Raw genomic sequence first — 23,728 nt, 5'->3', positions numbered from 1 at the left:
CCGGGGGCGGCGGTTAGCCCGCGCGGGCCTCCTCGATTCGCTTGTGGACGCTGTCTACCGCCGTCGCGAGCGTATTCGTGCCGAACAGACCGACCAGAACCGCGCCGACGGAGTCGAACAGGAGGTCGACGATGGTGTCGTCCAACCCGTACTGGACGAGAACCGCCTCCGCGCCGACGGCGTCGGCGGAGAGGCGGGCGAAGAACTCCAGCACTTCCCAGAAGACGCCGAACGCGAGGGTGAACGTGACGATGAACACGAACATGAACCGCCGCGGCAGGTGGACGGTGTCGGTGTACCGATCCACCGCGCGGGCGGTGGCGTACCCGACGCCCGCGACGATGGTCGCAGAGAGGGTGTGCGTCACGTGGTCGTACCACCAGACGCCGTCGTAGAGGCCCAACATCCCCACCGCGTGGAGGAAGACGGCGAGCGTTATCCACAGCGTCAGACCCGGCGAGAGGCGGATGCCCCAGTCCCGACTCAGGACGGAGGGGAGGAACGTCACCGCGAAGGCGAACAGGCCGTTGACGGCGACGCTGACGTTCCGCGCGAGGACGCCCGCGACGAGGATGCCGACGATGCCGAACTGCATCGCGCGAACGGCGTGGCGGGCGGGGAGGGACCGTCGCCGAGCGTTCATGACTCACCGTACGGGCGGAGCGGGATAAACGGTCGTGCTATTGACGTGTTAGCACGGTACACGACAAGGTTTTTCCCTCGTTTCCCCTACGTGACGGCGATGATGGCAACAACGCACGCCCTCGCAGGGGTCGTGCTCGCCGTGGTTCTCGCGACGCTGTTTCCGGAAACAGCCGCGGGAACGATTCCGATACCGGTCGTAGCCGCGGCGCTCGGCGGCGTGTTCCCGGACTTCGACCTGTACGTCGCACACCGGAAGACGCTGCACTTCCCGGTGTACTTCAGCATGCTCGCGGCACCGGCACTCGTCATCGCCGTCCTCGCGCCGACGACGCTCACGCTGTCTGTGGCGCTGTTCTTCGCCGCCGCGGCGCTTCACTCCCTGATGGACGCCCTCGGCGGCGGACTCGAACTCAAACCGTGGCTCGGAACGTCCGACCGCGCCGTCTACAGTCACTACCACGGCCGGTGGATTCGGCCGCGGCGGTGGGTTCGCTACGACGGCGCGCCGGAGGACTTGGCCGTCGCCGTCCTGTTCGCCGCGCCGACGCTGTACGCGTTCGACGGCTACGTCCAGACGGGCGTCCTCGTCGCCCTCGGCATCTCCGCGGCCTACGTCGTCCTCCGGAAGCCGATGGTGACGATAGCCGAACGCGTCGTCGACGCGCTTCCGGCGGGCGTGTTGGCGTACGTGCCGAACCGGTTCGTCGAGGACTTCCGCTGAGCGCCGCCGGGCGCTTTTCTGCTCACCGAACGCCGCGAAGTTCGCGGAGCGCGGCCGTCAGCACGCCGTCGGCGTAGAGTCGCGTTCGCTCCTTGCCCGCGAGTCGTTCGAGGCGTCCGCTCTCGACGCCCTCGCCGATGCGGGCGACTATCGCCCGACGGACGCGGACGACGACGGTGAGACCCGACGCCGCCAACCGGTCCCCGGACTGTTCCAGCGGCGGCGGTAAGTCGCCGACGCGGCGCGCGATTCTGAGCGCCGACGCGAGCGACGGCGCGTCCACGTACACGTCGCCGAACGGCCCCGTGGACACCGTCGCCGTCTCCCCCTCGACGGTGAGCGTCAGGTCCGCTTCCACGCGGAGAACGCCCGATACGTCGGACATCTCGGTCAGTCGTTCGGCTCGGAGGTGCGGATTTTGAGCGTGCCGTCGAGTTCCCAGTGGGCGTACTCGGCGTCGTCGCCGGTCGCACTCGGAACGTCCACCGACATGTCCTCGAACTCGTACGTTATCTGCGCGCCGCGCCCGGTGAGGCGGTCGTACAATCCGACTGCGAGTTCCGGCCACGTCGTCGTCTCCTCGATGCGGTCCGACGGCTGAGAGTCGTCTGTACTCATGCGTACGCCGTACGGATAGGACGCGGATAAGAAATTGGGCTGACACGAGAGAATGTCGCCTTTCAGCCCTCGATACCGCTAATTTCGGCCGTCTGTAAATATACGAGTACGATAACAGAGTTCGCTGACAGTGGCCAACGCAGGCATCGAACGCATCCGGTCGAAGAGCGACGGGCGCGAGCGACGGGGCGGATTTCCGAGACGGTGCGAGGGCCGCAGCGTCGCGTACGGGCGGGTCGGCGTCGAGAGGCGGCGCGAGGCGCTTGCGAAAGTCTGCCGTCGTCTCTTTCCTCCGAGGCACCTCTTTCTCGTTGACCTCGGGGGAGTCCCCTCGGGGAGTGATACCGATGACTGACGACTACCAGCCGAACGACCAGTCGCGTCGCTCGTTCATGAAAACGGGAGCCGCCGCCTCGGGGGCCGTGGCGCTCGGACTCGTCTCCTCCGGGTCCGCCGCCGCACAACAGGGCACCGAGACGCCGCAGGGAGGTACCAGTACGCAGGACGACGACGGCATCACCGACGAGGGTTACAAGGCGCTCATCTTCGAGGACGACTTCCAACCGGCCGCCCGCTTTACGTTCGTCTCGGGCGTCATCGAGTGGACGCCGAACTGGGCGGACGTCCGCGACAGCGCGTGGTCCGAGTACAACACCTACCAGATACGGTGGCTCCACAACGGACAGGTCGATACGCTGTTCGTCACCCAAGACGCAAGCGAGCAGTTGACCGAGTTCGACCAGAACTTGGGCTTCATCCCCGACGAGGACGACGTCAACCAACCCGCCGTCTGGGAGATGAGTCGCGAGTGGGCGCCGTTCGGCGACAACGAGCGACTCCAAGTGGTCAACTTCAGCGAAGTCAACGAAGAGGAGGAAGACCAGATTCTCCAAGACGACGACTGGTGGGACGACCAGAATCAGACGCAGACGGAGACGCAGACCCAAACCCAGACTCAAACGCAAACGGAGACCCAAACGCCGACGCAGACCCAGAGTTAGAGGCGTACGCGCCCGACCGCTCGACTCCGTCCCGCTTTTTTCCGGTTACGTTCGCCGGTCGTCCGTCTCGACGCTCTCGTAGGCGCCTTCCTTCCGGAGTCTCCCCGTCTCCCGCAGGACGCTCGGCGTCCGACAGACGCCGGGCGCGCCCGTCACCTGCGGGACGGTGCAGTTGTTGCAGTTCTCGCACGTCGCTTCCACGTCGCCCGGTACGCCGTCCGTCGCCCCGTCTTCGAGGAACCGCGCGGCGATGCGGGGTTCGGCGTAGAACGGACGGCCCATCCCCACCATGTCGCACCGCCCCTCCGCGAGGAGGCGGTCCATCTGCGCGCGGCGACGGATGCCGCCCTCCGCGAGAACCGGGACCGAGACGGCCTCCCGCACGCGGGTGCAGAACGGCTTGTTCCACGCGGGGTCGAACGATTGGCTCCGCGCGTGGACTCTGTGCGCGAGGGCGACGAGTCGCGGGCGGAGTCGCCCGCCGAACGCCTCCCGATAGCCGTCGCGGAACTGCGAGTCCGACCACGCGCGGTCCGGGTACTCGCCGCGAATCAGGCTCATGTCCCAGAAGACGGAGCCTTCGACGGGGACGAGGGCGTCGAAGCCGACGGCCTCCAGTCGCCGGGCGATTCGAACGCCGTCCTCGACGGAGAGGGACGACCGGACGAACGGCGGCGACGCCGTCTCCGCGGGCACTTTAGTCACGACGGGAACGTCCTCGCCCACCCGCGTCCGTATCTCCTCGTAGACGAGTTCGAGAAAGCGCGTTCGCTCCCGGAGACTCCCGCCGAACTCGTCGTCGCGGGCGTTGTAGAACGGCGAGAGGAACTGCTGGACGATGCCCATGTTCGCGCCCGCGATGTGGATGCCGTCGTACCCCGCTTCCACCGCGTGTTCGGCGCACCGACCGAAGTCCGCCGCCAGTTCGTACACCGCCTCCGTCGAGAGGACGCGCGCGTCGTACGAGAGGATCCCCGCCGCGTCGAGCAGTTTCAGCGGCGTCGGTAGCGGCGAGACGGCGAGTTGCTCCGGGGCGGAACGCTCCTCGCGATAGGCGGCGTGCCACGTTTCGAGGCTCCGAATCCCCCCGTGGTCGAGTTGGGCGAGTATCTTCGCGCCGTGGTCGTGAACCGCCTCCGTGAGGGGTCGCAGGCCGCGGGCGAACGCCCGGTCGGCGAAACTCGTCATGTTCGGCGCGACGTGGCCCGTCTCCTCGCGGACGGGACTCGCGCCCTGACAGATGAGGCCGACGCCCGACGCCGCCGCGGGTTCGAGTTCCTCGCGGAGGATATCCACCGCGTCCGATTCCTCTCCGGCGCACTCCAAAAGCGGGGCGCGGTAGAGGCGGTTCGGAACGTCGAGTCCGGCGATGCTGACGGGGTCTTCGAGGGCGGGTGCCACACGGCACACTACTCGCAGAGCGGATTAAGCGTCCCGCCCGGACGCGCGAATCGTCCGCGGCGGTGACGGCGGTGTCACCGGGTGACGGCGACGCCCGCAAACAGTTACTCCACCGCGGAGAGACACTCGGTTATGACCTGTCCCTACCTCGCGTACCGCAGTTCGGCGGGCGGCGAGGAGTTCGACGCGGAACGGGCGTACTGCACCGCCGCCGGGCGGTTCGTCCAACCGATGCGCGCCGACATCTGCAACGACCGCTACGAGTTGGACCACGCCGCGCACTGCGAGATATTCCGCGCGCACGAGGCGGAGGACGACTCGTGACGTACGAGGATTACCTCGCGGGCGACCCCGTCATCGTCACCGCGGCGTTGACGGGCGGCGTCCACGGGAAGGAGGCGAACCCGAATCTCCCGGAGACGCCCGAGGAGATAGGGAGGGCCGCCGCCGCGGCGGAGGCGGCGGGCGCGGCGGTCGTCCACCTCCACGCCCGGACGCCGAACGGGGAGCGGTCGTTCGCCACCGAGCGCTTTCAGGAGATAGACGACGCGGTGCGGCGGTACGCCGACGACGTCATCGTCCAGCACTCGACGGGCGGAACCGGCGCGCCCGACGCGGACAGACACCTCCCACTCCGGACGGACCCGCCGCCGGAGATGGCCTCCCTCGACATGGGACCGTTGAACCGCTACGACCACCTGACCAGCGAGAACACGCGGGCCCTCGTCGATTCGCTCCACGAGGAGATGCGGGAACGAGGGATCAAGCCCGAACTGGAGGTGTTCAACGACGGCCACCTCAACGAGGTGTACGGCCTGCTAGAACGCCGGGAACTCGCGGACCCGGTGTACGCGACGCTCATCTTCGGCGGCGGAACGCTCACGCGTCCGCGCCCGCGGAACTTCCTGAACGCCGTCGACAACCTCCCTGACGGCGCGCAGTTCAACACGCTCGGGTTCGGCCCGCACCAACTGCCGTTCGCGGCGATGGGCATCCTCCTCGGCGGGCACGTCCGCGTCGGACTGGAGGACAACGTCTACTACCGCCGCGGCGAACTCGCGGAGAGCAACGCTCAACTCGTCGAACGAACCGTCCGCGTCGCCGAGGAACTCGGTCGGGAGGTGGCCACGCCGTCGCAGGCGCGCGACATCCTCGGACTGTGAGCGAGAACCCGCCCCAGACTCTATTCCGCGCGTTCACCTACGTGGGAGTATGCCATCCGACATCCCCGGAATCCACCACGTCACGGCAATCGCCGGCGACCCCGGGCGGAACCTCCGGTTCTACACGGAGACGCTCGGACTACGATTGGTCAAGCGGAGCGTGAATCAGGACGACGTGTCCGTCTACCACCTGTTCTACGGCGACGACGAGGGGTCGCCCGGGACGAGCATGACGTTCTTCCCCTATCAGAACGCCCGGCCGGGGCAGGTGGGGACGGGACAGGCGAGTGCGACGCAGTTCCTGATTCCCGCCGAGTCCGTCGAGTACTGGACGGACCGCTTCGAGGAAGAGGGCGTCGAGGCGGACGAACCGCGCGAACGGTTCGGCGACACGGTGATTCCGTTCTCCGACCCCGACGGCCTCCCCCTCGAACTGGTGGCGCGCGACGACGCCCCCGCGGGGAACCCTCCGGACGGTCCGGTGCCCGAAGCGCACGCGATTCGGGGCTTCTTCGGCGCGACGCTCTCTCTGGACACCGCCGGGGCGATGCCGGACCTCCTCGGGACGATGGGGTTCGAGGAGGCGGAGAGCGACCACGACCGGACCCGGTACGAGGCGGACGGCGAGTTGGGCTACGTCGTCGATATCCTCGAAGACCCGCAGGGCCGGCGCGGACGGCCGGGCGCGGGCACCGTCCACCACGTGGCGTTTCGAGTGGCCGAGGACGAACAGGCCGAGTGGCGCGAGGTGCTCCAGGACCGCGGCCTCCGGCCGACGGAGATAATCGACCGCAAGTGGTTCAAGTCCGTCTACGCCCGCACCGACGGCGGCGTCCTCTTCGAGTTCGCCACGAAGGAACCGGGGTACACGGTGGACGAGGACAGAGACGAACTCGGTGAACGACTCGTCCTCCCCGAGTGGTTGGAGGACCGGCGAGACGAGATAGCGGCCGGCCTCCCGGAGTTACCGACGGGTCCGACGGAGTAGGAGCGGCGTCGACGAACCGCCGGTTCGAGGTGGAGAAGCGGAGCGCGACGGCCGAGAACCCGAGACGGGAGGGAGACCCCTCAGTACGGAACGAGCGTCAGACCGAGAGCCAAGAAGGGAACGAGAAGGAGGAGCATCGTCACCGCGTAGCCGAACATGTCTCGCGCGCGCATCCCGGTGATGCCGAGGAGCGGAAGCGCCCAGAAGGGCTGGAGCAGGTTCGTGTGGGCGTCGCCGACGGCGTAGGCCACCGTGGCCTGTCCGATGGGGATTCCGAGTTCCTGCGCGGCGCTCAGGACGGTCGGACCGATGACGGTCCATTCGCCGCCGCCGGAGGGCACGAAGACGTTGACGATACCCGCGGTGACCCACGCGACCGCGGGGAACGTCTCCGGCGTCGAAACGGAGACGAGCGTCTCCGCGAGGACCGTCGAGAGGCCCGAGGAGTTCATCATCCCCATTATGCCCGCGTAGAAGGGAAACTGGAGGATGATGCCGCCGGTCGAGGAGATGGCGTCGTAGAACTCCTCTTGGTACCGCTTGGGCGCGGTGTACAGGAGGATGCCGAGGAACAGGAACGCGAAGTTCATCGTATCGAGGCTGAGCGCGTCGAGTCCCTCCGTGAGGAACACCGACCCGATGTAGAGCACGCCGCCGAGTCCGATGAGGCCGCCGAGGAGGGCGCTCCGATCGATCCGTTCGCCGGGCGTGTCCGCCCCGGCCGACTCCGCCGCGGTGTCCGGGTCGTCCGCGTACACCGGGTCGTCGTCGTCCGCGGCCGTCGCCGCGCCACCGTTGTCCGACTCGATTCCGCCGCCGTCAACCGCGGTGTCCGGGCCTCCGAGTTGGCTCTCGGGCACGTACTCCGTGATGTCGGACACCTCGTCCGCGGGCGGCGCGAGCAGATAGAGCATGACCGCCCCGTAAGCGATGCCGAGCACCGTCAGCGTCAGCGTGTAGGGGTGGAGGATGGTCTGTGAGACCGGGACGAGACCGTCCACGACGCCCTCTTGGAGGAAGACGTTGTCGGGAGTGTTCATCAGAAGCGGTGCCGACGCCGCGAGGCCCCAGTGCCAGGTGAGCCCCATCCCCATGTATCCTGCGACGCACAGGAGGGGGTAGTGGACGTCGAGTCCGCGCCGGTGGGCCTGTCGGCCCATCTCGCGGGCCATCACCGCGCCGACGACGAGTCCGAGACCCCAGTGAATCCACGCGACCACCATGGCGATGACGCCGACGAGAACGACCGCCTGCTTGCCGTCGTTCGGTACCGCGGTGAGTCGGGCGACGCCTCGCCGAACCCACGGGTGGTACGCGAGGGCGTACCCGGTCACCAGGATGAGCACCATCTGCATCGCGAAGGTGAGCAGGGCCCAGAACCCCTCGTTCCAGAACCGCACCATCTCCACCGGACCGTTCCCGAGGGCGAGTCCGCCCGCGAACACGAGGTACGACAGGAGGATGGCGAAGAGGAACGGACTCGGCATCCACCGTTCGACGTGTCGCGAGATACGCGCTCCCAACCGTTGTATCGCCGTACCGCCTGAGTCGTGTGACATACGAGTACACACCACGCAAAGTGACATAAAATCACGAGATAGATGCGTTCCGAGCAGTCCGATAGGACGTGGTCGAGCGTCAGTACTGGAGCGAGACGGACGGAGAACGGCAACGAGACACGAGTGTGTCGAAGAGAGAGTGGCGGCGTCTCGTCCGGTAGAGAGGGTTCGGCGACGGGAACTAGCCGTTCTCTTTCGGCGAACTCACCGCGACGAGACACGGAGAAACGAGCGCTCCGGACGAAGTTCGCCTCCGCCGCGGCACCTACTCTAAGTCCGCCTCGGGGCTCTGTTGACGGCGGTACGCCCCCGCCATCTCCCAGAGCACCTGTTCTATGTCCTCGCCGTCGGCGGCCGTCTCCAACTGCTTGTAGAGGTCGTCGGAGATGGTTAGTTCGGGCATTTCACTAGTGGTAACCCGTGGCACGGCAAAGTATGTTCGGGCCCGTCAGTGGCGAGGAATTACCTCAATCTGATAGGGTCAGACGGTGAAATACGTACTCGAAGGAGTATAGCTAACCAATCCCTTCTTGATGTTCTCCGAAGCCGGTTTCATCGGAAGGTCATCTCCCAATCACATTTCTGTGATGTCCTCAACCTCAATCTCAATGGGACGAGATGAGCGAGAGACTTCATTAGAGGCCTTCTGGATTCGGCAAGACATCGAGTAAGGTGTACCACATTCGTTTCAGATATACGGTGGTGAACCAGCTGGAAAGTAGAGCGTGCGTATCGAATGGGAGGTTCGGTCACTCCTCACCTGTCTCTAATCCGTGTTGTTCAATCAGCTCTGGCACACTCTCGGGGCACAGTTCGAACTCGTACTGGTCGTGGAGAGTAGCGAGTTTCTCAGCCGCGTCCGCGTCCGGCTCTCCATTATCTGGAAGAATCTCATCAGCTTCCGCAAAGTACCAAGCAAAGTCACCCGGAGTGATAATCTCCAGAAATCGAAGCGATTCCGGCCCCGGATTCCAGAACGTATGCCAGATACCGCGCCCTTTCACAGCACTCTCGCCAGCTTCAACTACGAACGTGTTGTCTCCCTCTTGAACGCCCATCCGTCCCTCGATAATGTATGAGATCTCGTCTTCGTTTGTGTGCCGGTGGAGCGGAGCAGCAAGTTTCCCCGGTGCCAGCGTGTGCTCGACCACAGCCACCTCGTTTTCACCATCACGCGGTGCGACTTTGAGTTCGGCACCAAGATTCCGATTGAAACCAACAGACACGGAGTACTTCTCGCGTTGAGTTGTATCAGTCATCGGGGGCGTACACCTGAATAGAAATTGTTATTGGACCATCATAATTTCCGGGGAGTTTGGTCAGTAGCCCCCTTTATGTGCCAGAATCGAACGGCGTCTTTCCTTCCTGATGATAGACAGACCAATACGCGACAGCCCAACAGATTACGAGCGCCGCGATGCTCAACCCTGTTTAGCGAAGAGGCGAATCTTGAACGGGTTTCGGTCAGACGATCGCATCGATAAAAGTGTGCATATAAGGAGTGTACGGAGGAAAAGCCTAGGCCGGGATTTGAACCCGGGCTCTCGTCCTTACCAAGGACGCGCTTTACCGCTAAGCTACCCAGGCGCGCGTCTTCTGATAATGCCGAACTCTCTTTAGGCGTTTCGATTCGGATGCGGTGCGACAGGGAGTTTCACGGGTCTATCGGTCCGTCGCGGAGGAGGGCACTCGGTCGTCGGACCCCGACTCGACGGCGGACAGCGACGCGATGCGGTCGGTGGTCGCCTCGGAGAACGCCGTCGCGGCGGGGACGAGGCCGTCCTCCACGTCGCACTCGCGGCCGAGGTCGGTCGCAAAGTCCAACAGCGCGGGCGACGCTTCGCCGCCGACGGCGGTGGTGCCGGTGAGGACGGCCAGCGCGAAGATGTCGGCCTCCAAGTTCCGGTCGAGGGCCGCCGTGTCCGCGCCCTCGGCGCGGCGGTGGGTCTGGTCGCGGCCGAACGCCCGCACGACTTCGACGGCGCGGGTGGCCGCGTCGGTGCGGGCGAGGAGGTAGAACCCCCGAGAGACCAGCACGTCCGCCGCGAGAACGTCCAAGTCGGCGGCGATATCGTCAGGCGTCGCCTGACTGCTTGCCGGGGTCCCCTCGGCGGTGTCTTTGTCGTCCGTCATCGTCGTCCACGGAACGTCGTGGGCGAGCGACCGGGTGAGTCTGAGGCCCTCGTAGATGAGTTGCACGCCGGCGGCCTGTTGTGCGATTCCGTCGGTATCGCCGGTGTTCGTCCGGTGGTCCGCAGAACCAGTCTCTACGGCGTCGGCGTCCATGTCCGGGTCGAGTGCGCGCGCGCTCAACAACGTCAGCACCGCGGGCGTCATCGAGGTGTCGGCGAGGCGGTCGAACAGCACCTCCCTGAGGCGTTCGGGTTCGATGTCGTCGAGCACTTCACGCGCGGCATCGCGGGCCCGCACGGCGTCGTCCATCGAGCGAGGGTTACGGCGGGAGGGGCAAAGACCTTTGGAAACGCGCCGGAGAACGGCGCATGATTCGGACGACGGCGGACGGACGCGTTCGGACGGTGCCATCGACCGGCCGGCCCGGCGAAACGCGCTCAGACCCGCCGACCTCGACGCCCTGCGGGCGGCGATAGCCGAGACGGACGCCTCGGAGACGCCGGTCGTCTACCTGCGCGGCGCGGGCGAGGACGCCTTCTGCGCGGGCGCGGACCTCGATACGGTGGCCGACCTCTCGGCCCCCGAGGCGTTCGCGCGTCTCCACGGGCGGTACGCCGACGACATTGCCGAGGAAACCTCGGCAAGTTGTCAGGCTTCGCATGACGACATCGCCGCCGACCGGGAGTGAAGAGCGGAATCGAGAGAGCGACGCAGAACGTCAGGGGCCCGAAATCAGGGGCGGAGCGACTCGGGTGCGGGCGGCATGTGGCGCTTGTGTTCGCTCCGTTCGTAGAGTTCGACGACGCGTTCGACCTGCGACTCGGGGATGTCGAGGTGGCGGACGGTGGCCGACTTCGAGAGCGGTCCGTCCACGTGGAGTGCGAGGACGGCATCTAAGGTGTCGTAGCCGACGCCCATCTCCTCCTCGTCGGTCTGTCCGATCCACATCCCCGCGGAGGGCGTCTTCGAGACGAGGTCCTCGGGGACGCCCATCGAGACGGCGAGCTGTCGGACCTGCTGTTTGTACAAGTTCCCGATGGGGTTGCAGTCCACCGCTTGGTCGCCGTACTTCGTGAAGTAGCCGAGGAGCGCCTCCGAGCGGTTGCCCGTCCCGAGCACGATCTTGTTCTCGTAGTTGGCGACGAAGTAGCCGAGGACGGCCCGCGTCCGCACGTAGACGTTGCCGGCGGCGCGCTTGTCGTCTGCGGCCTCCGGGAACGCCTCGAAGAACTGCTCGGCGATTGGCTGAATCTCGACGACGTCGTACTCGATTCCGAGCATCCGGGCGACTCGTTCGGCGTCGCTCATGTTCTCCTCGGCGTTTACCTCGCTCGGCATCACGACGCCGTGGAGGTTCTCCTCGCCGAGTGCCTCCGCCGCGAGGTACGCCGTGGCCGTGCTATCGATACCGCCGGAGAGGCCGAGCACCGCGCCCTCCGCGCCGGCGTCGTCCACGACGTCTCGGATGAACTGCAGAATGTGCTCGCGCGTCCGTTCGAGCTCGTCCTCCGAGAGGCGGAGGTCGAGCGGGGCCGACTGACTGAGGACCGTCGTTTCTTCGCTCATCGACTGCGAATACCGTCTCGGAGAACTAATAGTCACGTGTCGTCGGCGTTCGGTGGACGAACGTCCATCCGACTCCCGTCGGAGCCGACGCTGTATGCGGGTCGATTACGTCGAAAAGCGTGAGGTGCCGCCGGCGTGCGGCTAAAGCAGTAACGCGACGACGGCTAACACCAGGAACACCACGACGAGAATCTTCGCAATGTCCATCGACAGTCCGGCGATTCCCTGCGCGCCGACCGCGTAGGCGACGAGTGCCAACACGAAGAACACCAGCGCGTAGTAGAGGAAGTCGCCGCTGAACTGCAGGGGGGACAGTACCTGAGCGATCGTTGGTTGTAACATTGGTGTCTAACTCTCCTGCCCGGCGTCCCCGGCGAACGGGTCCGCTCGCCGTCGCTCCCGCTTCCGTTGGACTCGGGCACCTACAGATACTCCTGCGACGGGGAAGACACCCCCGCCAAACCAGTTTGGAAAACGGTCGTCGTTCGTGACTGTGTGAACACTTTCGCGGTCGTCAGCCGAGGTAGCACGTCGTGCCGCAGGAACTGCACTTGAGGACGCCGTCCTGCGACAGCATCACGCCGTCGGAGCACTTCGAGCAGCGACCGCAGACGTTGACTCCCGTCGCCCGCCCGACGGCTTTGAGCGCCGTCTCCAACCATCGAATCTGCTCTCCCTGTTTTTCGACCGCGGCCGCCAACGCGTCGAGGCGTTCGTCCGTGCTGTTCGCGTTTCGGGTCCTGCTGAGGAGTTCTTCGTTCATGGTCGTGGTGCGTCGGTCGGGGCGGCCGCATCCGCCTCGAACCGTCTACGCTTATTCTGTTGTACGCGCTACGTCGATATCTCTTCACCACCTACGTATGTTGGTAGTTTGGGCGGGCTCGCGCCGACGGACGCCGTCGCGAAGCGGGAAAATCGCATCACCTCAGCGCTTCCAACTTCCGGGTTTCTCGCCGTGGAACTCGCCTTTCGCCTGCCGACGAATCGGCCAGAAGGTGAGTGCGGTGACGAGAAGGAAGAACCCTCCCACGGCCGCGACGACGACGGCACCCGGAACGCCCGGGACGGACGCCGTCGCCAGAAGCGACTGCTTCGGTTCGAACAGCGTCACGCGGAAGAGCCACGCCATCCCCAACAGCACGTAGAGGGGGTAGTAGACGCGCCGCAGCCGACGCGATAGCGCCTCGCGGTAGGTCACCTTCAGCGTCGGCGTTCGGAGGTCGTCTCCGAGCTCGACCCGCCACTCTTCGAGGGGCGCGCCCGAGGGGTGAAGCGAGTTCGCGAAGAGGTTCTCCTCCAACAGGCGGACCCGTGACCGACTCGCGTCGTAGGTCCGGTACCGACGCACGTCGAACACGAGGAACAACGAGACGGCGAGAATCCCTATCAGGAGGAGGTACGCCGCGGTGTCCGTCCCTTGGAACGCGAGTGCCAGCACCGCCGCCACCACGACTATCGCCCAATCGGTCGTCAGGTCGAGTCGAGCGAGCAGGGTCCCGCTTTGGGACACCTCGCCGCGGTAGTAGTGCGGCATCAGTTCGAGGAACTCGTCGCGGTTGGTCGCGGCGATGCCGGCGACTTCCCTCGCCTCCGGGGCCGTAGAATCGAACGTCTCGGGGCCGGCGGTCACCGTCCACTCTCTCCGTGGAGCGACTTCGATTCGCGGAGCTGAATCTCTCGAATGCGGCGGTTCGAGCGGGGATGTATGGAATTCCTCGGGGACATACCACCAATACGCGCGGGACGACGATGGCCCTTTCTACGGAACGGGAGTGGCGCGGGCGAGAGCGACGAGGACAGCGGTGAGGGGACGGCGAGGTGGCCGACGAGAGACCGCATCCTGCGGCTATCGGAGCGGTGCGACGAAAAAGGGAGACGGCGGAGGGCCGACTACACGCCGTCTATCGGGTTGGCGAAGTACGGAACGCCGCCGACGCGCCGCGCACTCTGTCTCGCGTACGTCCGGAGGTACTCCTCGACCGGCCGTCGTCGGAGCGACTCGCGGTTCGCATAGAGGAAGCCGAGTCGGACGAGCGGGGTGGACTCGCCGTCTCGTTCCGCGGCGTCGGGGGCCGCGAGAGCGTCGCGTCCCGGCGCGTAGTAACCGACGCCGCCGGAACCCGCCGCGTACTGAAACTCTCTGACGCCTCGGACGAGGACCGTTCCGTCCGACGACGCCGACGCCGCGCCGGAACGGCCGGCGCGTTCTCCGGCGGTCTGCCCGTCGGACGGGCGGTGAGCGGTGACCGCGTCCGCCGCGCCCGCCGCACCGCCGCGCGCGACTTCCGCCCACGTCTCGACGGGTCCGTCGCCGCCCCACGCCTCGGCGAGTCGGTTCGGCCGGAGGCAGTCGCACCACGCGCCCGGCGGAAGCAACGCCATCCGGTCGGTGGGAATCTCCCTGCCTTCGAACGCGACGCCGTTCTCGCCCGCGCGCGCCCGTTCGTCGGGCAGTATCGGTCGGCTACCGGCCACTACGTCCGCCTCGCCCTCGGCGAACCGCCGGAGGGCTTCCGTCGTCTCCGCGACGCCGAGGGAGACGTCCGCGCTCGGATTCCGGTTCAGAAGTCCGTCGAGGGCGGCACCCGCCGCGCCGCGTTGGGAGGGACTCGCGCGGACGGTCACGGTTCCGCCGCGCCCCTCGTTCACCGCGGACCCCGTCACCAGACCGGCCCCGGCCGTCGCCCCCGCCATCGCGAGGAACGTCCGGCGCGAGGTCGGATACCCGTCGCTTCCCCGGGACCTGCGAGCGTCGTTAGTCGTGGTCATTGGACGAATACTCCGTCACCGGTTATTCCTCGGTGCTGTTGTCGGTCGACGTCGTCGTGTTCGTCGGAGTGTCCGTTTCCGTCTCCGTGTGCGTGCCCGTCTCCGTCTCCGTCTCCGTCTCTGTCTTCGTCTCCGTGTGTGTGCTCGTCTCGGTGTGGTTCTTGCCGTTACCCGCAAAGGCGTCCTCTCCCTGCGGCGAGGGGTCGTTGTACGTCTCGGGTTTGGACACCTGTATTCCGGGGTCGTACCCGTCGAGTTCCTGCTGGTTGATGAAGGAGAACGTCCCCTCCTCGTCCGGGGCGGTCCCGGACGTCCACGGCGCTCCGGGGTCGGACTGCTCTTCGAGGTCCGTCGCCATGAACGAGTAGTTGAACTCCTGATTCTCCTCCTCGTCCGGGAAGCTGTCGGGAATCGGGAACACGTCGAACAGTTCGTCGGAGTCGCCGAGGTCCTTCAGAATCTGTATCCACTGGTTCTGGTGCATCGTGTCGCGGGCGATGAGGTACGCGAGCATGTCCTTCATGCCCGGGTCGTCGGTCATCTCGTACAGTCGCGTGGCGAGCAACCGACCGGTCGATTCGGCCGCGATGTTCGAACACATGTCGGCCGCGAGGTTCCCCGAGGCGACGACGTAGTTGCCGTTGAACGGAACGCCGTTCGCGTCCACGAACAGGGGGTTCAGACCGCTGGAGAGGAACTGCCGAGGTTGCAGTCCCGCGAGCGTCGTGTAGTCCTCGCTGTTCTTCATATCCTCTTTCAGTTGGACCGGGGCGCCCTGGAGATTCTTGTCCACCGCGGTGGCGAGCATCTCGATGTGGCCGAACTCCTCGGTGGCGGTGTCGATGAGCGCTCGCTTGTATGGCGCGTACTCCTCCGTCTGCGGGAGGCCGGCCGCCTGCGCCATATACTGTAGGGCCACGCGAAGCTCTCCCTCGACGCCGCCGATGGCCTGTTGCAGCATCTTCGCGAAGAGGGGGTCGGGGTCCTCTACTTCGACTTTGTACTGGAGTTGGTCGCCTTCGTGGTAGAACATCTATGACACCGTCTGAAGTCACAACCCGATGTCACATATATCTGATACGGGATGCTTCTGAGTGTGCGAATTCCGGTAAATTAACCGACCTCGTACGCTCATCTTCTTTTGTATCTGGTCTTACACATTCTCCGTCGCGGATAAACGAAGGGCCGATTTCTCGGCGGTTACCGCGCCGGGAGGAGTGGTCGCTACCGACGGCGAATCGACGAACGAAAACGAGGTTCGGCCGCCCGCGGCTATCGTCGCCGCGGGAGCGGTGCGCGTCGTTCCGTCACGCTTCCGAGGAGGTGCCCGCGACAGTCTCGTCTCTCATCCCCGCCTCGAGTGACCGGATGTACTCGTCGGGATGTTCGAGGACCCACTGCCGCGCCGCGTCGAAGTTGTACTTCTCCAACCCGTCGAGAACGTCCTCCGAGAGCATATCGTGGGTCCCCATCTGACGCAACGTCTTGAGTTCGCAGTGGACCTGACGCGGCACCGTCACCGGTTCGGTATCGGAGTCGCTCATGGGCGTCGTCTCACGCGGCTCACACTTATGCCTCAGTGTCAGCCGTCCAGTTTATCCGGCGGGGCGAACGGTTGTCGCCACTCACTCCGTCGCGAACGCAATTACGTGGGAGAGAGAACTCGAGATGGGTGCCTCTGACCGCGCCTGTTACTCGTTCCGCTACACACGTCGAGGTGGTGCCTAATTTGATAGGCCGAGACGGATCCGGGGTGTCATTCGTAATCGATATAAACGGTCGCGCCCTGATTTCGATGCGAGCGCCGGCGCTGAGACGGGCGGCGTCCGTCGATGCTCGGTGCGAACGACGTGAGCGCCGATGGTCCAGTGGTAGGACATTAGCTTCCCAAGCTAATAGCCCGGGTTCAATTCCCGGTCGGCGCACTCCTGTTAGTCGTGCGCCGCCGACGTTCGTCTCGCTTCGCTCGATGAACTCCCGGTCGGCGCACTCCCTGCGGTCGTTCTCCGAAACTCCGAAATCTGACGTAGCGACGGCTTACTCCTGCGTCGCGGTCGTCGTGCAGGCGTCGGGCGTGTCTTCGACCCAGACGCCGAGTTTGCCGTCGGCGCCGATGCGGCCTTCGAGGCCGTAGCACGGGAAGTCGGTCTTTCCCGTGTCGAACGTCCGCCACTCCTCGCGTTCGTCGATTCGGAAGTGGACCGTGTAGGTCCCTCGGCCGTCGGTCCACGGGCCGTCGACCTGCTTCATCGTCTCGTTCGAGTCGGTGCCGAGTCGGTAGGACGACCAGAAGGCCACGTCCCCGTCGCGTTCCACGAGGACGTGCATGGTGTGCGACTCGGCGTGGTGGTTCACCACCCTGACGTACCCGAGACTCGTCCGGTCGTCGCTCTCGGTAGTGGCGGTTTCGGTTTCGGACGCGCCGGTGGTCTGCCCGTCGTCGGTGGGTTCTCCGGTCGCGGTCTGGTCGTCGTTTCGGGCGTTCGTCCCGCCGCACCCCGCGAGGGCCGCCGCCCCCGCGGCGGAGAGCGAGAGGAGACTGCGGCGAGAGAGCGTTCGAGACGTCGGTTCGTCGCGTCGGTTCATGAACGCGACTCCGTAGCAGGGGTGAAAAGGTTTGCCGTCGAGAATTACGTTCGAGCGTTAACGTCGGCGGCGTCCGTCCCGGACTCGGACGGGGAGACGACGTAGCCGTCGTCTTCGAGTGCCGTCGCGACCACCTCGTCGAGGTGCGCGCGCATCGTCTCCGAGAGGCGGGCTATCTTGGGGTCCTCCTCGGAGAGTTCGACGCGGGTGGCGTCGTCCTTCTCGGGGAAGCGGTAGCGGCGGCCGTACTTCTCGCCGTTGTTGCCGTAGGCGATGACCGTCAGGTACGGTCGGCCGCGGTACTCCAGTCCGGGGGCCGCCTCGGGGTCGTACGCCGCCCAACTCCCGGCGGGGTGCGTCGTCACGAGTGCGAACTCCGAAAGGTTCGTCGCGTACCGACCGACGACCAGCGCTTTCTCCAAGGTTTCGCGGTCCCACGTCGTCTCCTCGCCGGTTCGGACGTGGCGGCCGACGACGCGTTCGGGGGTTATCTCCGCGACTTCCCACTCGTCGATGCGGACCGACTCCACGTCGCTCGCGGCGTTTTTGATTCGGTCGCCGACGCGGACGCCGTAGTAGACGGGGCGGCCCGGACGCCACTGGATGTGCAGTTCCTCGGGGTCCCGGAGGATGCGTACCTCCCGCCCCTGGACGATTCGGTGTTCGACGGCGGTGAACCCGTCGCTGTGAGTAGTTGCCATAGGCGTACTAATCGCGCGCTGAGGAGATAATCCTCGCTACGCGCCCGATTCCCGGACGGTCACCCGAAGAACTCCGCGAACGCCCGGGAGTCGAGAAGGTCCAGAAGCGTCGCGGCGGCGTCCTCGTCGAACCAGAGGCGGCGACGCCACCACGGCCCGCGCCCGGAGTCGTTCGACAGGCGGGTGACGATCTCGTTCGCCTCCGCGCCCGCCGTCGGGGTGCTGAGAGGGACCACCCGGTCGAACAGGCGGGAGTTCGGCGTCCCGGCGACGAGGACTTTCGCGTCGAAGGGGTTCCGCTTGACGTGGGCGTTGTTGGCGAAGCGTTCCCGGTCGATCGTCGGAAGCGACCCGTACTCCTCGCCCGTCACCGCGATATCCACCTCGAACGCGCCGATGAGGTAGACGCCCCAGTCGGGCGGGAGGTACGGGGCCGCCTCCTCGTACTGACCGCGGAAGTCGAGGGTGGCGTAAAAGAGGAGCCAGTCGCCGGGGTCGAGCGTCGAGAGCGGACCCGCCTTCACCGCGTGTTCGTCGCCGTACGTGTACGACTCGCAGTAGGGGTACGTCTCGAACTCCGGGTCGAGGTGGACCGGCCGGTCCATCGCCTCCGGGGGGAGTTCGACCGGCGGGTCGAGGTCCGCGTACGTCGGCACCGAGGCGGCGGGTCGCGTCGGTTTCCGTTCCGGTATCGGGACGTAGGCGAACGTTCCGTCGGGGTACACCGGGCCGCGAACGCCCGGGATGTTCGTGTTGGCCGCGACGTTGATGGCGATTGCGCGAGGCATGAGTAGAACGTCGAGACTACGCGGCGGTCGAAGGCCGGCGAGAGCGTCGGGCGCACCGGTGTCTCATGCGAGTCGGCCCGCGCAGTTCCAGCACCGGTCGAAGGTCCGGTCGGGTTCGTTCTCCACCCCGCACCGAGGGCAGACGCGCGCGTCCGACGGACCCGACTCGCGGTCCCACGCCTCCGTCGCCTGCAGGCGCGAGACGCCGACCGCGTCGCGCCCCCGCGGCGCGGTGCGTGCGTGCGACTCCGCGTCGTCCCCGTCGCCCCCGAACCCGCCCTGGACGCCCTCGTCGCCGTCGAGGAGGTACCGGTACACCACCAACTGGAGCACCGTCAGGCCGATGGCGTAGACCACGATCCATCCCCACGCGTCCATGCTATGATAAACGGTACCAAGGCACTTTATCCTTCGGTCGCGGGGGCGAACGCGGCGGCGGAGGCGGCGGATACCGGTTCGTCGGCGTCCGTCCGGCGGGTCGGTTAGGAGGCGTCCGGCGGGGAGAGGTCGCGGTCGAACTCGTCGAACGCGTCCACGTCGTCGGACAGGTCGTACGGAATCGTGCGCTCCTCCTGTCGGTTGGTGAGTCGGTCCTCGATGGGGTCCGCGACGGACTCCCAGCCCGGTTTCACCTTCACGCTCTTGGCGGGGATGCCGACGACGATGTGGTGGTCGGGCACGTCGCCCTGGACGGCCGCGCGCGCGCCGACGACGGCGTTCTTCCCGATGCGACAGCCGGCGCGCACCATCGAGTCGTACGTGACGCGGGCGTCGTCCTCGACGATGGTGTGGAAGTTCTCGACCTGCGTCTGGTCGACGATGTCGTGGTCGTGGCTGTAGATGTGGGCGTTGTCCGAGATGGACACCTGGTCGCCGATGGTGAGTTTCCCCCGGTCGTCCAAGTGGACGTCGTCGTGGACGACGGTGTTGTCGCCGACGCGGATGTTGTGGCCGTAGGTGAACGTGATGCCCTTGAAGAAGCGGCAGTTGTCCCCGCACTCGTCGAAGAGGTGCTTCGCCAGCATCTGTCGAAACCGGAGCGCGAAGTGGATGTTGTCGGCCATCGGCGTCGCGTCGAACTGCCGCCAGAGCCACTGGAGGTGCTTCGAGCGCGTGAACTTCTCTTCGTCCTTCTCCGCGTAGTACTCCGACTCGAGCGTCGCGTTGCACGGGTCGTACCCCTGCAGTCGGACCCGTTCCGCGGCGGAGATGTCGTCGCCCGCCTGCCACCGCTCGTACGCCTCGCGGTCGCCGTAGAGGTCGATGAGAACGTCTCTCACGACCTTACAAGTGTCCTCCTCGGAGGAGAGTCGCTCGTCCACCTCGCCGATGAACGACTGGACGTTCCGCTCCGCCTCCTCGGGGAGAGAGACGTGGACTTTCGTCATTGTACCTAGGTTCGCCTCCCGAAGACAAATCGGTTCGGTTGTGCGCAGGCGGTGGTGAACCGGGGCGTCTCGCCCGTCAGTGTCGGATTTCGACGGAGAGGAGCATCCTCCGGGAGGATTCGATACCGGCGACGGTGTGAAGCGAGATACTACGAGGTGAGTCAACGATTGGAGACCGACGCGCACTTTAGCGGCGTCCGAGAGGGTGTCGCTATGGACGGCAATCGAGGACCGGACGGTCCGTCGGACGCGTCGCGGGCGGCGTGGACGCGCGACCACGCGTCCGAACTCCGACGCGACGAGTCGAACGTCGCGCCGGTCATCTACCCGGCCGACGAACGGGTCGACGACGAACTCCACATCTGGGACACGTGGTTCCTCCGAGAGCGCGGCGGGGAAATCGCCGAAATCGACGGCTACCGGGTCATCGTCGCGCTGACGGCGTCCTCGGACCTGCTCCCCGGGAAACGCCACGACGTCGCCACCCTCCGCTACTTCTACTCCGAGGACGGGGAAAACTGGGAGACGGGCGGGCCGGTGTTCGAAGGCGAAGCGTTCGGCTCTCGGCAGTGGGCCGGGTCGGTGCTCTACGACGACGGCGACGTCTACTGCTACTACACCGCCGCCGGGCGCGCGAGGGAGAAGGAACTCTCGTACTCCCAGCGAATCGCTCTCGCGGAAGGCGGCCGGTTGACCGTCGGCGACGGAGTGTCCATCGACGGTCCGTGGGAACACTCCATCCTCCTCGAACCCGACGGCGAGTTGTACGAGACGGAGGCGCAGTACCGCGGGATGACGTACACGTTCCGCGACCCGTGGTTCTTCGAGGACCCCGCCTCCGGCGAGACGTACCTGCTGTTCGAGGCGAACACGCCCGTCCCCGAAGGGTCGGACGCCTGCGGCGGCGACCCCGCACAACAGGAGTTCAACGGGAGCGTCGGAATCGCCCACTCGCCGACGGGCGACCCGACGGACTTCGAACTCCGGCCGCCCCTGTTGGACGCCGTCTGCGTGAATCAGGAACTCGAACGCCCGCACCTCGTCGTCCGTCGGGGGCGGTACTACCTATTCGTCTCCAGTCACGTTCACACGTTCGCGCCCGGACTGGAGGGGTACGACGCCCTCTACGGCTTCGTCGCCGACGAGTTGCGCGGCGACTACGAACCGCTGAACGGCCACGGGATGGTCGTCACGAACCCGGCGGGCGCGCCGTTCCAAGCGTACTCGTGGCTGGCGTACGACCACGGCGACGAACTCCTCGCCACCTCCTTCTTCAACTACCACGAGTACGACCGGCCGACGATGGACGACGTGGCCCTCCTCCCGGAGGACGAACAGCGCCGGCGCTTCGGCGGCACCCTCGCGCCCACCGTCAGAATCGAACTCGACGGGGCAGAGACGCGCGTCCGCGGCGCACTCGACCACGGCCACCTGCCGCTTCCCCGCGAGGGACTGCCCGAACCGTGGTGGACGCGCGCCGAGGGCGACGACGGCGACGGCGGGGAGTACTGAACTACTCGCCGCGCTCCCGCGCCTCGAACGCCGCGCCGAGTTCCCACGCCTCGAGTCCGTCGATTCGGACCGACCCGCCGCGCGCGGAGAGCGACGCGCCCTCGGCGTCCGCCCGCGTCGGGTAGACGCGACTGGTGAGACACCGCCGTTCGTTCGCGAACAGTTCGAGGACGGAGCCGTCCACGAACGCCCGAAGCGACAGGATGTCGCCCTCGACGGGCATCCGTTGCTCGCTCGTCTCGGGCACGCCGTCGAGAGCGCTCTCGGAGCGGTCCACGACGAGTTCGTCGCCGTCGTAGCGGACGACGGTTCGCTCGTTACCCGCGGGCGACTCGAACAGGCCGAGTTCGAGCGTCGCCCCCGATTCCGTCCGCGCGTCGAACGCGAGTTCGTAGGCGTTACCCGACAGATCGAGCGTGCGCGAGTCGCCGGGGGCGAGGGAGATATCCCCCTCCGCGGCGCGGCGGCGACGGAGTTCGGCCAGTTCTCGCGCGGGTCGCTGGCGGAGTTCGCCGCCCTCGACGGAGAGTTTCCGCGGGACGGTCAACAGCCCCGACCACCCGGCGTGCCACTGCGCCTCCGCGTCGCGGGCCTCGGGGGCCCACCCCCACGCGAGGACGCGGCCGTCGTCCGTCCGCGTCGACTGCGGCGCGTAGTAGTCGCCGTAGTCGAGTCGTTCGCGGTGCTCTATCTCGAAGGAGGGGTCGTCGAGGTTCGCGGTGCCGAGGAAGTACTCGACGTGGCTGTAGTTCGAGACGTGCAGCACCTGTTTCTCGCCGAAGTCGAGCAGTTCGGGGCACTCCCAGACGACGCCGTGGCCCTCCCAGTCGCCGACCAACAGGGGGCCGACGTACTCCCACTCGCGGAGGTTCGGTCCCCTGTAGAGGAGGGCCGCCCCGCCCGTCTCCTCGACGCCCGCGCCGACGAGGTGGTACCACGTCCCGCCCTCGCGCCAGACGTTGTGGTCGCGGAACTCCGCGCGCCAGTCGTCGGTTTCGAGCAGGTCGATGTCCTCGGTGGGGGCCGAGAGGATGGGGTTCTCGCCGTGTTTCTCCCACGTCTCCAACGTGGGGTCGTCCGTCGTCGCCAGACAGGGGAGTTGGTCGCGCCCGCGCCCGCCCGTGTAGACGAGGGTCGGCGTCCCATCGTCGCCCACGACGGCGCACCCCGACCAGACGCCGTCGCGGTCCGGGCCGTCCGGGTCGGGCGAGAGGGCGACGGGGCGGTCCTCCCAATGGACCAGATCCTCGCTCGTCGCGTGTCCCCAGTGGATGGTGCCGTGGAACGGCCCGCCCGGGTTGTACTGGTAGAAGACGTGGTACGTGCCGTCGTACTGGAGAATTCCGTTCGGGTCGTTCAGCCACCCCGCGGGGGCCGAGAGGTGGTAGCGCGGTCGGCGGTGGTCGTCGGCGAGTTCCTCGCGGACCGCCTCGAACCCCGCCGCGTCGTCGGGTCTGTCGGTGAATCGCGGGCGGCGGCGCGCGTCGCCGCCGAGGAGGGCGAGGGCGTTGCGGAGGAGTCGTCGCTGCGCCTCCGCGGCCTCGAACTCCCGTCCGGGGAGGAACGCGACTTCCGATCCGACGCCGTACAGGTCTCCCTGGCCGACGCGCCACGCGAACGCCGCCTTCTGCGCGACGTGGAACGCCTCGCCGCGAATCGTCGAGGCGAGTACGTCGCCGGAGGCGGGGAGCGACCCCTCGTACCGGGCGAACGGCCGCGCCGCCTCCGCCGGTTGGGTGTGGAGTTCGCGGAGGGGGAACCCCTCGAACAGGGGGTGGGCGTCGAACGTGCGCTTCTTGAGGAGTCCGCTCGGTTCGGGCGGCGTCTCGACGCCGACGGCGTCCGGCGCGACGGGGTCGACGCCGAACGGTTCGACGGCGGAGAGGGCCCGGAGCGTCAGAAGGAGACCGTTTCCGGCGGCGAGGAACTCCGAGACGGCGTCGGCGCAGTCGGCCGCCTCCTCCCGAACCGGGTCGAGCGGTTCGCCTCGGTGCCACCACGCGGCGTCGAACCGGGAGAGCGACGCGTCGTCGGGTGCGAGGTCCGCGAGTGCGACGTCCTCGACGGTTGCGACCGTCCGTTCGCACCACTCGCGGGCGGCGCGTTGTTCGTCCGTGAGTTCGTCCGCGCGCAGGAACGCGACGCGGACGGGGAGTTCGTCCATCGTCGCTGTCGTTCGAGGGGGCGGA

26 protein-coding genes, 2 tRNA genes and 2 pseudogenes are annotated in these 23,728 nt (G+C 66.7%); 8 read left to right on the top strand and 22 right to left on the bottom strand.

Features of this window, described 5'->3' with window-relative positions; translation table 11 throughout:
- Positions 1-13: 13 nt before the first annotated feature.
- Positions 14-643 (bottom strand): DUF2238 domain-containing protein, encoded by a 630-nt coding sequence (locus BLS11_RS00945; protein ID WP_092531584.1) that lies wholly within the window; start codon positions 641-643, stop codon positions 14-16.
- A gap of 99 nt (positions 644-742) precedes the next feature.
- On the opposite strand from BLS11_RS00945, the gene BLS11_RS00940 reads away from it, so the two are divergent.
- Positions 743-1,366, top strand: coding sequence for a metal-dependent hydrolase (locus tag BLS11_RS00940; RefSeq protein WP_175454341.1), 624 nt, complete (start codon positions 743-745; stop codon positions 1,364-1,366).
- 22 nt (positions 1,367-1,388) lie between these two features.
- Here the strand turns inward: BLS11_RS00940 and BLS11_RS00935 are convergent, their stop codons facing one another.
- A complete protein-coding gene (locus tag BLS11_RS00935) occupies positions 1,389-1,751 on the bottom strand; it encodes a hypothetical protein (RefSeq protein WP_092531581.1) in 363 nt (120 codons plus the stop codon).
- A 5-nt stretch (positions 1,752-1,756) separates the two neighbouring features.
- Positions 1,757-1,984 carry a hypothetical protein gene (locus BLS11_RS00930; RefSeq protein ID WP_092531579.1) on the bottom strand — a complete coding sequence of 76 codons (228 nt, stop codon included), beginning with the start codon at positions 1,982-1,984 and terminating at the stop codon, positions 1,757-1,759.
- Positions 1,985-2,331: 347 nt separating this feature from the next.
- Here BLS11_RS00930 and BLS11_RS00925 point away from each other — a divergent pair, with 347 nt between their 5' ends.
- A complete protein-coding gene (locus BLS11_RS00925; RefSeq protein WP_092534362.1) occupies positions 2,332-2,985 on the top strand; it encodes a twin-arginine translocation signal domain-containing protein in 654 nt (217 codons plus the stop codon).
- 45 nt (positions 2,986-3,030) lie between these two features.
- On the opposite strand, the gene BLS11_RS00920 is transcribed toward BLS11_RS00925, so the two are convergent.
- On the bottom strand, positions 3,031-4,386 hold the full coding sequence (locus tag BLS11_RS00920) for an oxidoreductase (RefSeq protein WP_092531577.1): 1,356 nt from the start codon (positions 4,384-4,386) through the stop codon (positions 3,031-3,033).
- Positions 4,387-4,518: 132 nt separating this feature from the next.
- Here BLS11_RS00920 and BLS11_RS00915 point away from each other — a divergent pair, with 132 nt between their 5' ends.
- Genes BLS11_RS00915 through BLS11_RS00905 form a run of 3 tightly spaced genes read left to right on the top strand, consistent with a single transcriptional unit; the run spans position 4,519 to position 6,537 of the window.
- Positions 4,519-4,710, top strand: a complete 192-nt coding sequence (locus BLS11_RS00915) for a hypothetical protein (protein ID WP_092531575.1) — start codon at positions 4,519-4,521, stop codon at positions 4,708-4,710.
- A complete protein-coding gene (locus BLS11_RS00910; protein WP_092531573.1) occupies positions 4,707-5,549 on the top strand; it encodes a beta-keto acid cleavage family enzyme in 843 nt (280 codons plus the stop codon). Before BLS11_RS00915 ends, BLS11_RS00910 begins: the two co-directional genes overlap by 4 nt.
- Before the next feature lie 49 nt (positions 5,550-5,598).
- Positions 5,599-6,537 (top strand): VOC family protein, encoded by a 939-nt coding sequence (locus BLS11_RS00905; RefSeq protein WP_092531571.1) that lies wholly within the window; start codon positions 5,599-5,601, stop codon positions 6,535-6,537.
- An 80-nt stretch (positions 6,538-6,617) separates the two neighbouring features.
- On the opposite strand, the gene BLS11_RS00900 is transcribed toward BLS11_RS00905, so the two are convergent.
- The 5 genes from BLS11_RS00900 to BLS11_RS00885 all read right to left on the bottom strand — a co-directional run bounded on the left by BLS11_RS00900 (position 6,618) and on the right by BLS11_RS00885 (position 10,538).
- Complete coding sequence (locus BLS11_RS00900; protein WP_092531569.1) at positions 6,618-8,096, bottom strand: short-chain fatty acid transporter; 1,479 nt, start codon at positions 8,094-8,096, stop codon at positions 6,618-6,620.
- A 265-nt stretch (positions 8,097-8,361) separates the two neighbouring features.
- Positions 8,362-8,499 carry a hypothetical protein gene (locus tag BLS11_RS19215; protein ID WP_175454340.1) on the bottom strand — a complete coding sequence of 46 codons (138 nt, stop codon included), beginning with the start codon at positions 8,497-8,499 and terminating at the stop codon, positions 8,362-8,364.
- 346 nt (positions 8,500-8,845) lie between these two features.
- A complete protein-coding gene (locus BLS11_RS00895; RefSeq protein ID WP_092531567.1) occupies positions 8,846-9,355 on the bottom strand; it encodes a cupin domain-containing protein in 510 nt (169 codons plus the stop codon).
- 256 nt (positions 9,356-9,611) lie between these two features.
- Positions 9,612-9,683 (bottom strand) — tRNA-Thr (locus BLS11_RS00890).
- Positions 9,684-9,758: 75 nt separating this feature from the next.
- On the bottom strand, positions 9,759-10,538 hold the full coding sequence (locus tag BLS11_RS00885; RefSeq protein ID WP_092531565.1) for a DUF7114 family protein: 780 nt from the start codon (positions 10,536-10,538) through the stop codon (positions 9,759-9,761).
- Between the two features lie 59 nt (positions 10,539-10,597).
- On the opposite strand from BLS11_RS00885, the pseudogene BLS11_RS00880 reads away from it, so the two are divergent.
- Positions 10,598-10,854, top strand: a pseudogene (locus tag BLS11_RS00880) (enoyl-CoA hydratase/isomerase family protein); the annotation flags it as partial.
- Positions 10,855-10,961: 107 nt separating this feature from the next.
- Here BLS11_RS00880 and BLS11_RS00875 read toward each other — a convergent pair.
- The 7 genes and pseudogenes from BLS11_RS00875 to BLS11_RS00845 all read right to left on the bottom strand — a co-directional run bounded on the left by BLS11_RS00875 (position 10,962) and on the right by BLS11_RS00845 (position 16,108).
- Positions 10,962-11,795 (bottom strand): NAD+ synthase, encoded by an 834-nt coding sequence (locus BLS11_RS00875; RefSeq protein WP_092531563.1) that lies wholly within the window; start codon positions 11,793-11,795, stop codon positions 10,962-10,964.
- Positions 11,796-11,936: 141 nt separating this feature from the next.
- Entirely contained in the window at positions 11,937-12,137 is a 201-nt protein-coding gene (locus BLS11_RS00870) for a DUF1328 domain-containing protein (protein WP_092531561.1), read from the bottom strand.
- A gap of 172 nt (positions 12,138-12,309) precedes the next feature.
- Positions 12,310-12,558 (bottom strand): hypothetical protein, encoded by a 249-nt coding sequence (locus BLS11_RS00865; RefSeq protein ID WP_092531559.1) that lies wholly within the window; start codon positions 12,556-12,558, stop codon positions 12,310-12,312.
- A 162-nt stretch (positions 12,559-12,720) separates the two neighbouring features.
- Positions 12,721-13,425 (bottom strand): DUF2270 domain-containing protein, encoded by a 705-nt coding sequence (locus BLS11_RS00860; protein ID WP_217628968.1) that lies wholly within the window; start codon positions 13,423-13,425, stop codon positions 12,721-12,723.
- A gap of 260 nt (positions 13,426-13,685) precedes the next feature.
- Positions 13,686-14,564, bottom strand: a complete 879-nt coding sequence (locus BLS11_RS00855; RefSeq protein ID WP_092531557.1) for a type 2 periplasmic-binding domain-containing protein — start codon at positions 14,562-14,564, stop codon at positions 13,686-13,688.
- 202 nt (positions 14,565-14,766) lie between these two features.
- Positions 14,767-15,597 (bottom strand): annotated as a pseudogene (locus BLS11_RS00850) (manganese catalase family protein); the annotation flags it as partial.
- Positions 15,598-15,871: 274 nt separating this feature from the next.
- Entirely contained in the window at positions 15,872-16,108 is a 237-nt protein-coding gene (locus BLS11_RS00845) for a hypothetical protein (protein WP_092531555.1), read from the bottom strand.
- A 310-nt stretch (positions 16,109-16,418) separates the two neighbouring features.
- On the opposite strand from BLS11_RS00845, the gene BLS11_RS00840 reads away from it, so the two are divergent.
- A tRNA-Gly gene (locus BLS11_RS00840) sits at positions 16,419-16,489 on the top strand.
- Positions 16,490-16,601: 112 nt separating this feature from the next.
- Here the strand turns inward: BLS11_RS00840 and BLS11_RS00835 are convergent.
- The 5 genes from BLS11_RS00835 to BLS11_RS00815 form a co-directional block, all read right to left on the bottom strand.
- Complete coding sequence (locus tag BLS11_RS00835) at positions 16,602-17,150, bottom strand: hypothetical protein (protein ID WP_092531553.1); 549 nt, start codon at positions 17,148-17,150, stop codon at positions 16,602-16,604.
- A gap of 44 nt (positions 17,151-17,194) precedes the next feature.
- Positions 17,195-17,851, bottom strand: a complete 657-nt coding sequence (locus BLS11_RS00830; protein ID WP_092531551.1) for a hypothetical protein — start codon at positions 17,849-17,851, stop codon at positions 17,195-17,197.
- Between the two features lie 59 nt (positions 17,852-17,910).
- Entirely contained in the window at positions 17,911-18,639 is a 729-nt protein-coding gene (locus BLS11_RS00825) for an Nmad3 family putative nucleotide modification protein (RefSeq protein ID WP_092531549.1), read from the bottom strand.
- Positions 18,640-18,702: 63 nt separating this feature from the next.
- Positions 18,703-19,017, bottom strand: a complete 315-nt coding sequence (locus BLS11_RS00820; RefSeq protein WP_092531547.1) for a DUF7577 domain-containing protein — start codon at positions 19,015-19,017, stop codon at positions 18,703-18,705.
- 104 nt (positions 19,018-19,121) lie between these two features.
- On the bottom strand, positions 19,122-20,027 hold the full coding sequence (locus tag BLS11_RS00815; protein WP_092531545.1) for an acyltransferase: 906 nt from the start codon (positions 20,025-20,027) through the stop codon (positions 19,122-19,124).
- A gap of 213 nt (positions 20,028-20,240) precedes the next feature.
- On the opposite strand from BLS11_RS00815, the gene BLS11_RS00810 reads away from it, so the two are divergent.
- Positions 20,241-21,539 carry a glycoside hydrolase family 68 protein gene (locus BLS11_RS00810; protein WP_092531543.1) on the top strand — a complete coding sequence of 433 codons (1,299 nt, stop codon included), beginning with the start codon at positions 20,241-20,243 and terminating at the stop codon, positions 21,537-21,539.
- A 1-nt stretch (position 21,540) separates the two neighbouring features.
- Here the strand turns inward: BLS11_RS00810 and BLS11_RS00805 are convergent, their stop codons facing one another.
- The gene (locus BLS11_RS00805; RefSeq protein WP_092531541.1) at positions 21,541-23,703 is read right to left on the bottom strand and encodes a GH32 C-terminal domain-containing protein; all 2,163 of its coding nucleotides are present in this window, start codon (positions 23,701-23,703) and stop codon (positions 21,541-21,543) included.
- Positions 23,704-23,728 lie beyond the last annotated feature (25 nt).

The organism is Halopelagius longus (assembly GCF_900100875.1).
Taxonomy (GTDB): Archaea; Halobacteriota; Halobacteria; order Halobacteriales; family Haloferacaceae; genus Halopelagius; species Halopelagius longus.
Note: the sequence above shows the minus strand (reverse complement) of the source record. Positions and strands in the feature narration are given on the sequence as shown.

Coding starts and splice junctions, on each gene's coding strand:
- BLS11_RS00945 (WP_092531584.1), bottom strand. CDS start 643: ATGAACGCTCGGCGACGGTCCCTCCCCGCCCGCCACGCCGTTCGCGCG.
- BLS11_RS00940 (WP_175454341.1), top strand. CDS start 743: ATGATGGCAACAACGCACGCCCTCGCAGGGGTCGTGCTCGCCGTGGTT.
- BLS11_RS00935 (WP_092531581.1), bottom strand. CDS start 1,751: ATGTCCGACGTATCGGGCGTTCTCCGCGTGGAAGCGGACCTGACGCTC.
- BLS11_RS00930 (WP_092531579.1), bottom strand. CDS start 1,984: ATGAGTACAGACGACTCTCAGCCGTCGGACCGCATCGAGGAGACGACG.
- BLS11_RS00925 (WP_092534362.1), top strand. CDS start 2,332: ATGACTGACGACTACCAGCCGAACGACCAGTCGCGTCGCTCGTTCATG.
- BLS11_RS00915 (WP_092531575.1), top strand. CDS start 4,519: ATGACCTGTCCCTACCTCGCGTACCGCAGTTCGGCGGGCGGCGAGGAG.
- BLS11_RS00905 (WP_092531571.1), top strand. CDS start 5,599: ATGCCATCCGACATCCCCGGAATCCACCACGTCACGGCAATCGCCGGC.
- BLS11_RS00900 (WP_092531569.1), bottom strand. CDS start 8,096: ATGTCACACGACTCAGGCGGTACGGCGATACAACGGTTGGGAGCGCGT.
- BLS11_RS19215 (WP_175454340.1), bottom strand. CDS start 8,499: ATGCCCGAACTAACCATCTCCGACGACCTCTACAAGCAGTTGGAGACG.
- BLS11_RS00895 (WP_092531567.1), bottom strand. CDS start 9,355: ATGACTGATACAACTCAACGCGAGAAGTACTCCGTGTCTGTTGGTTTC.
- BLS11_RS00885 (WP_092531565.1), bottom strand. CDS start 10,538: ATGGACGACGCCGTGCGGGCCCGCGATGCCGCGCGTGAAGTGCTCGAC.
- BLS11_RS00875 (WP_092531563.1), bottom strand. CDS start 11,795: ATGAGCGAAGAAACGACGGTCCTCAGTCAGTCGGCCCCGCTCGACCTC.
- BLS11_RS00870 (WP_092531561.1), bottom strand. CDS start 12,137: ATGTTACAACCAACGATCGCTCAGGTACTGTCCCCCCTGCAGTTCAGC.
- BLS11_RS00865 (WP_092531559.1), bottom strand. CDS start 12,558: ATGAACGAAGAACTCCTCAGCAGGACCCGAAACGCGAACAGCACGGAC.
- BLS11_RS00855 (WP_092531557.1), bottom strand. CDS start 14,564: ATGACCACGACTAACGACGCTCGCAGGTCCCGGGGAAGCGACGGGTAT.
- BLS11_RS00845 (WP_092531555.1), bottom strand. CDS start 16,108: ATGAGCGACTCCGATACCGAACCGGTGACGGTGCCGCGTCAGGTCCAC.
- BLS11_RS00835 (WP_092531553.1), bottom strand. CDS start 17,150: ATGAACCGACGCGACGAACCGACGTCTCGAACGCTCTCTCGCCGCAGT.
- BLS11_RS00830 (WP_092531551.1), bottom strand. CDS start 17,851: ATGGCAACTACTCACAGCGACGGGTTCACCGCCGTCGAACACCGAATC.
- BLS11_RS00825 (WP_092531549.1), bottom strand. CDS start 18,639: ATGCCTCGCGCAATCGCCATCAACGTCGCGGCCAACACGAACATCCCG.
- BLS11_RS00820 (WP_092531547.1), bottom strand. CDS start 19,017: ATGGACGCGTGGGGATGGATCGTGGTCTACGCCATCGGCCTGACGGTG.
- BLS11_RS00815 (WP_092531545.1), bottom strand. CDS start 20,027: ATGACGAAAGTCCACGTCTCTCTCCCCGAGGAGGCGGAGCGGAACGTC.
- BLS11_RS00810 (WP_092531543.1), top strand. CDS start 20,241: ATGGACGGCAATCGAGGACCGGACGGTCCGTCGGACGCGTCGCGGGCG.
- BLS11_RS00805 (WP_092531541.1), bottom strand. CDS start 23,703: ATGGACGAACTCCCCGTCCGCGTCGCGTTCCTGCGCGCGGACGAACTC.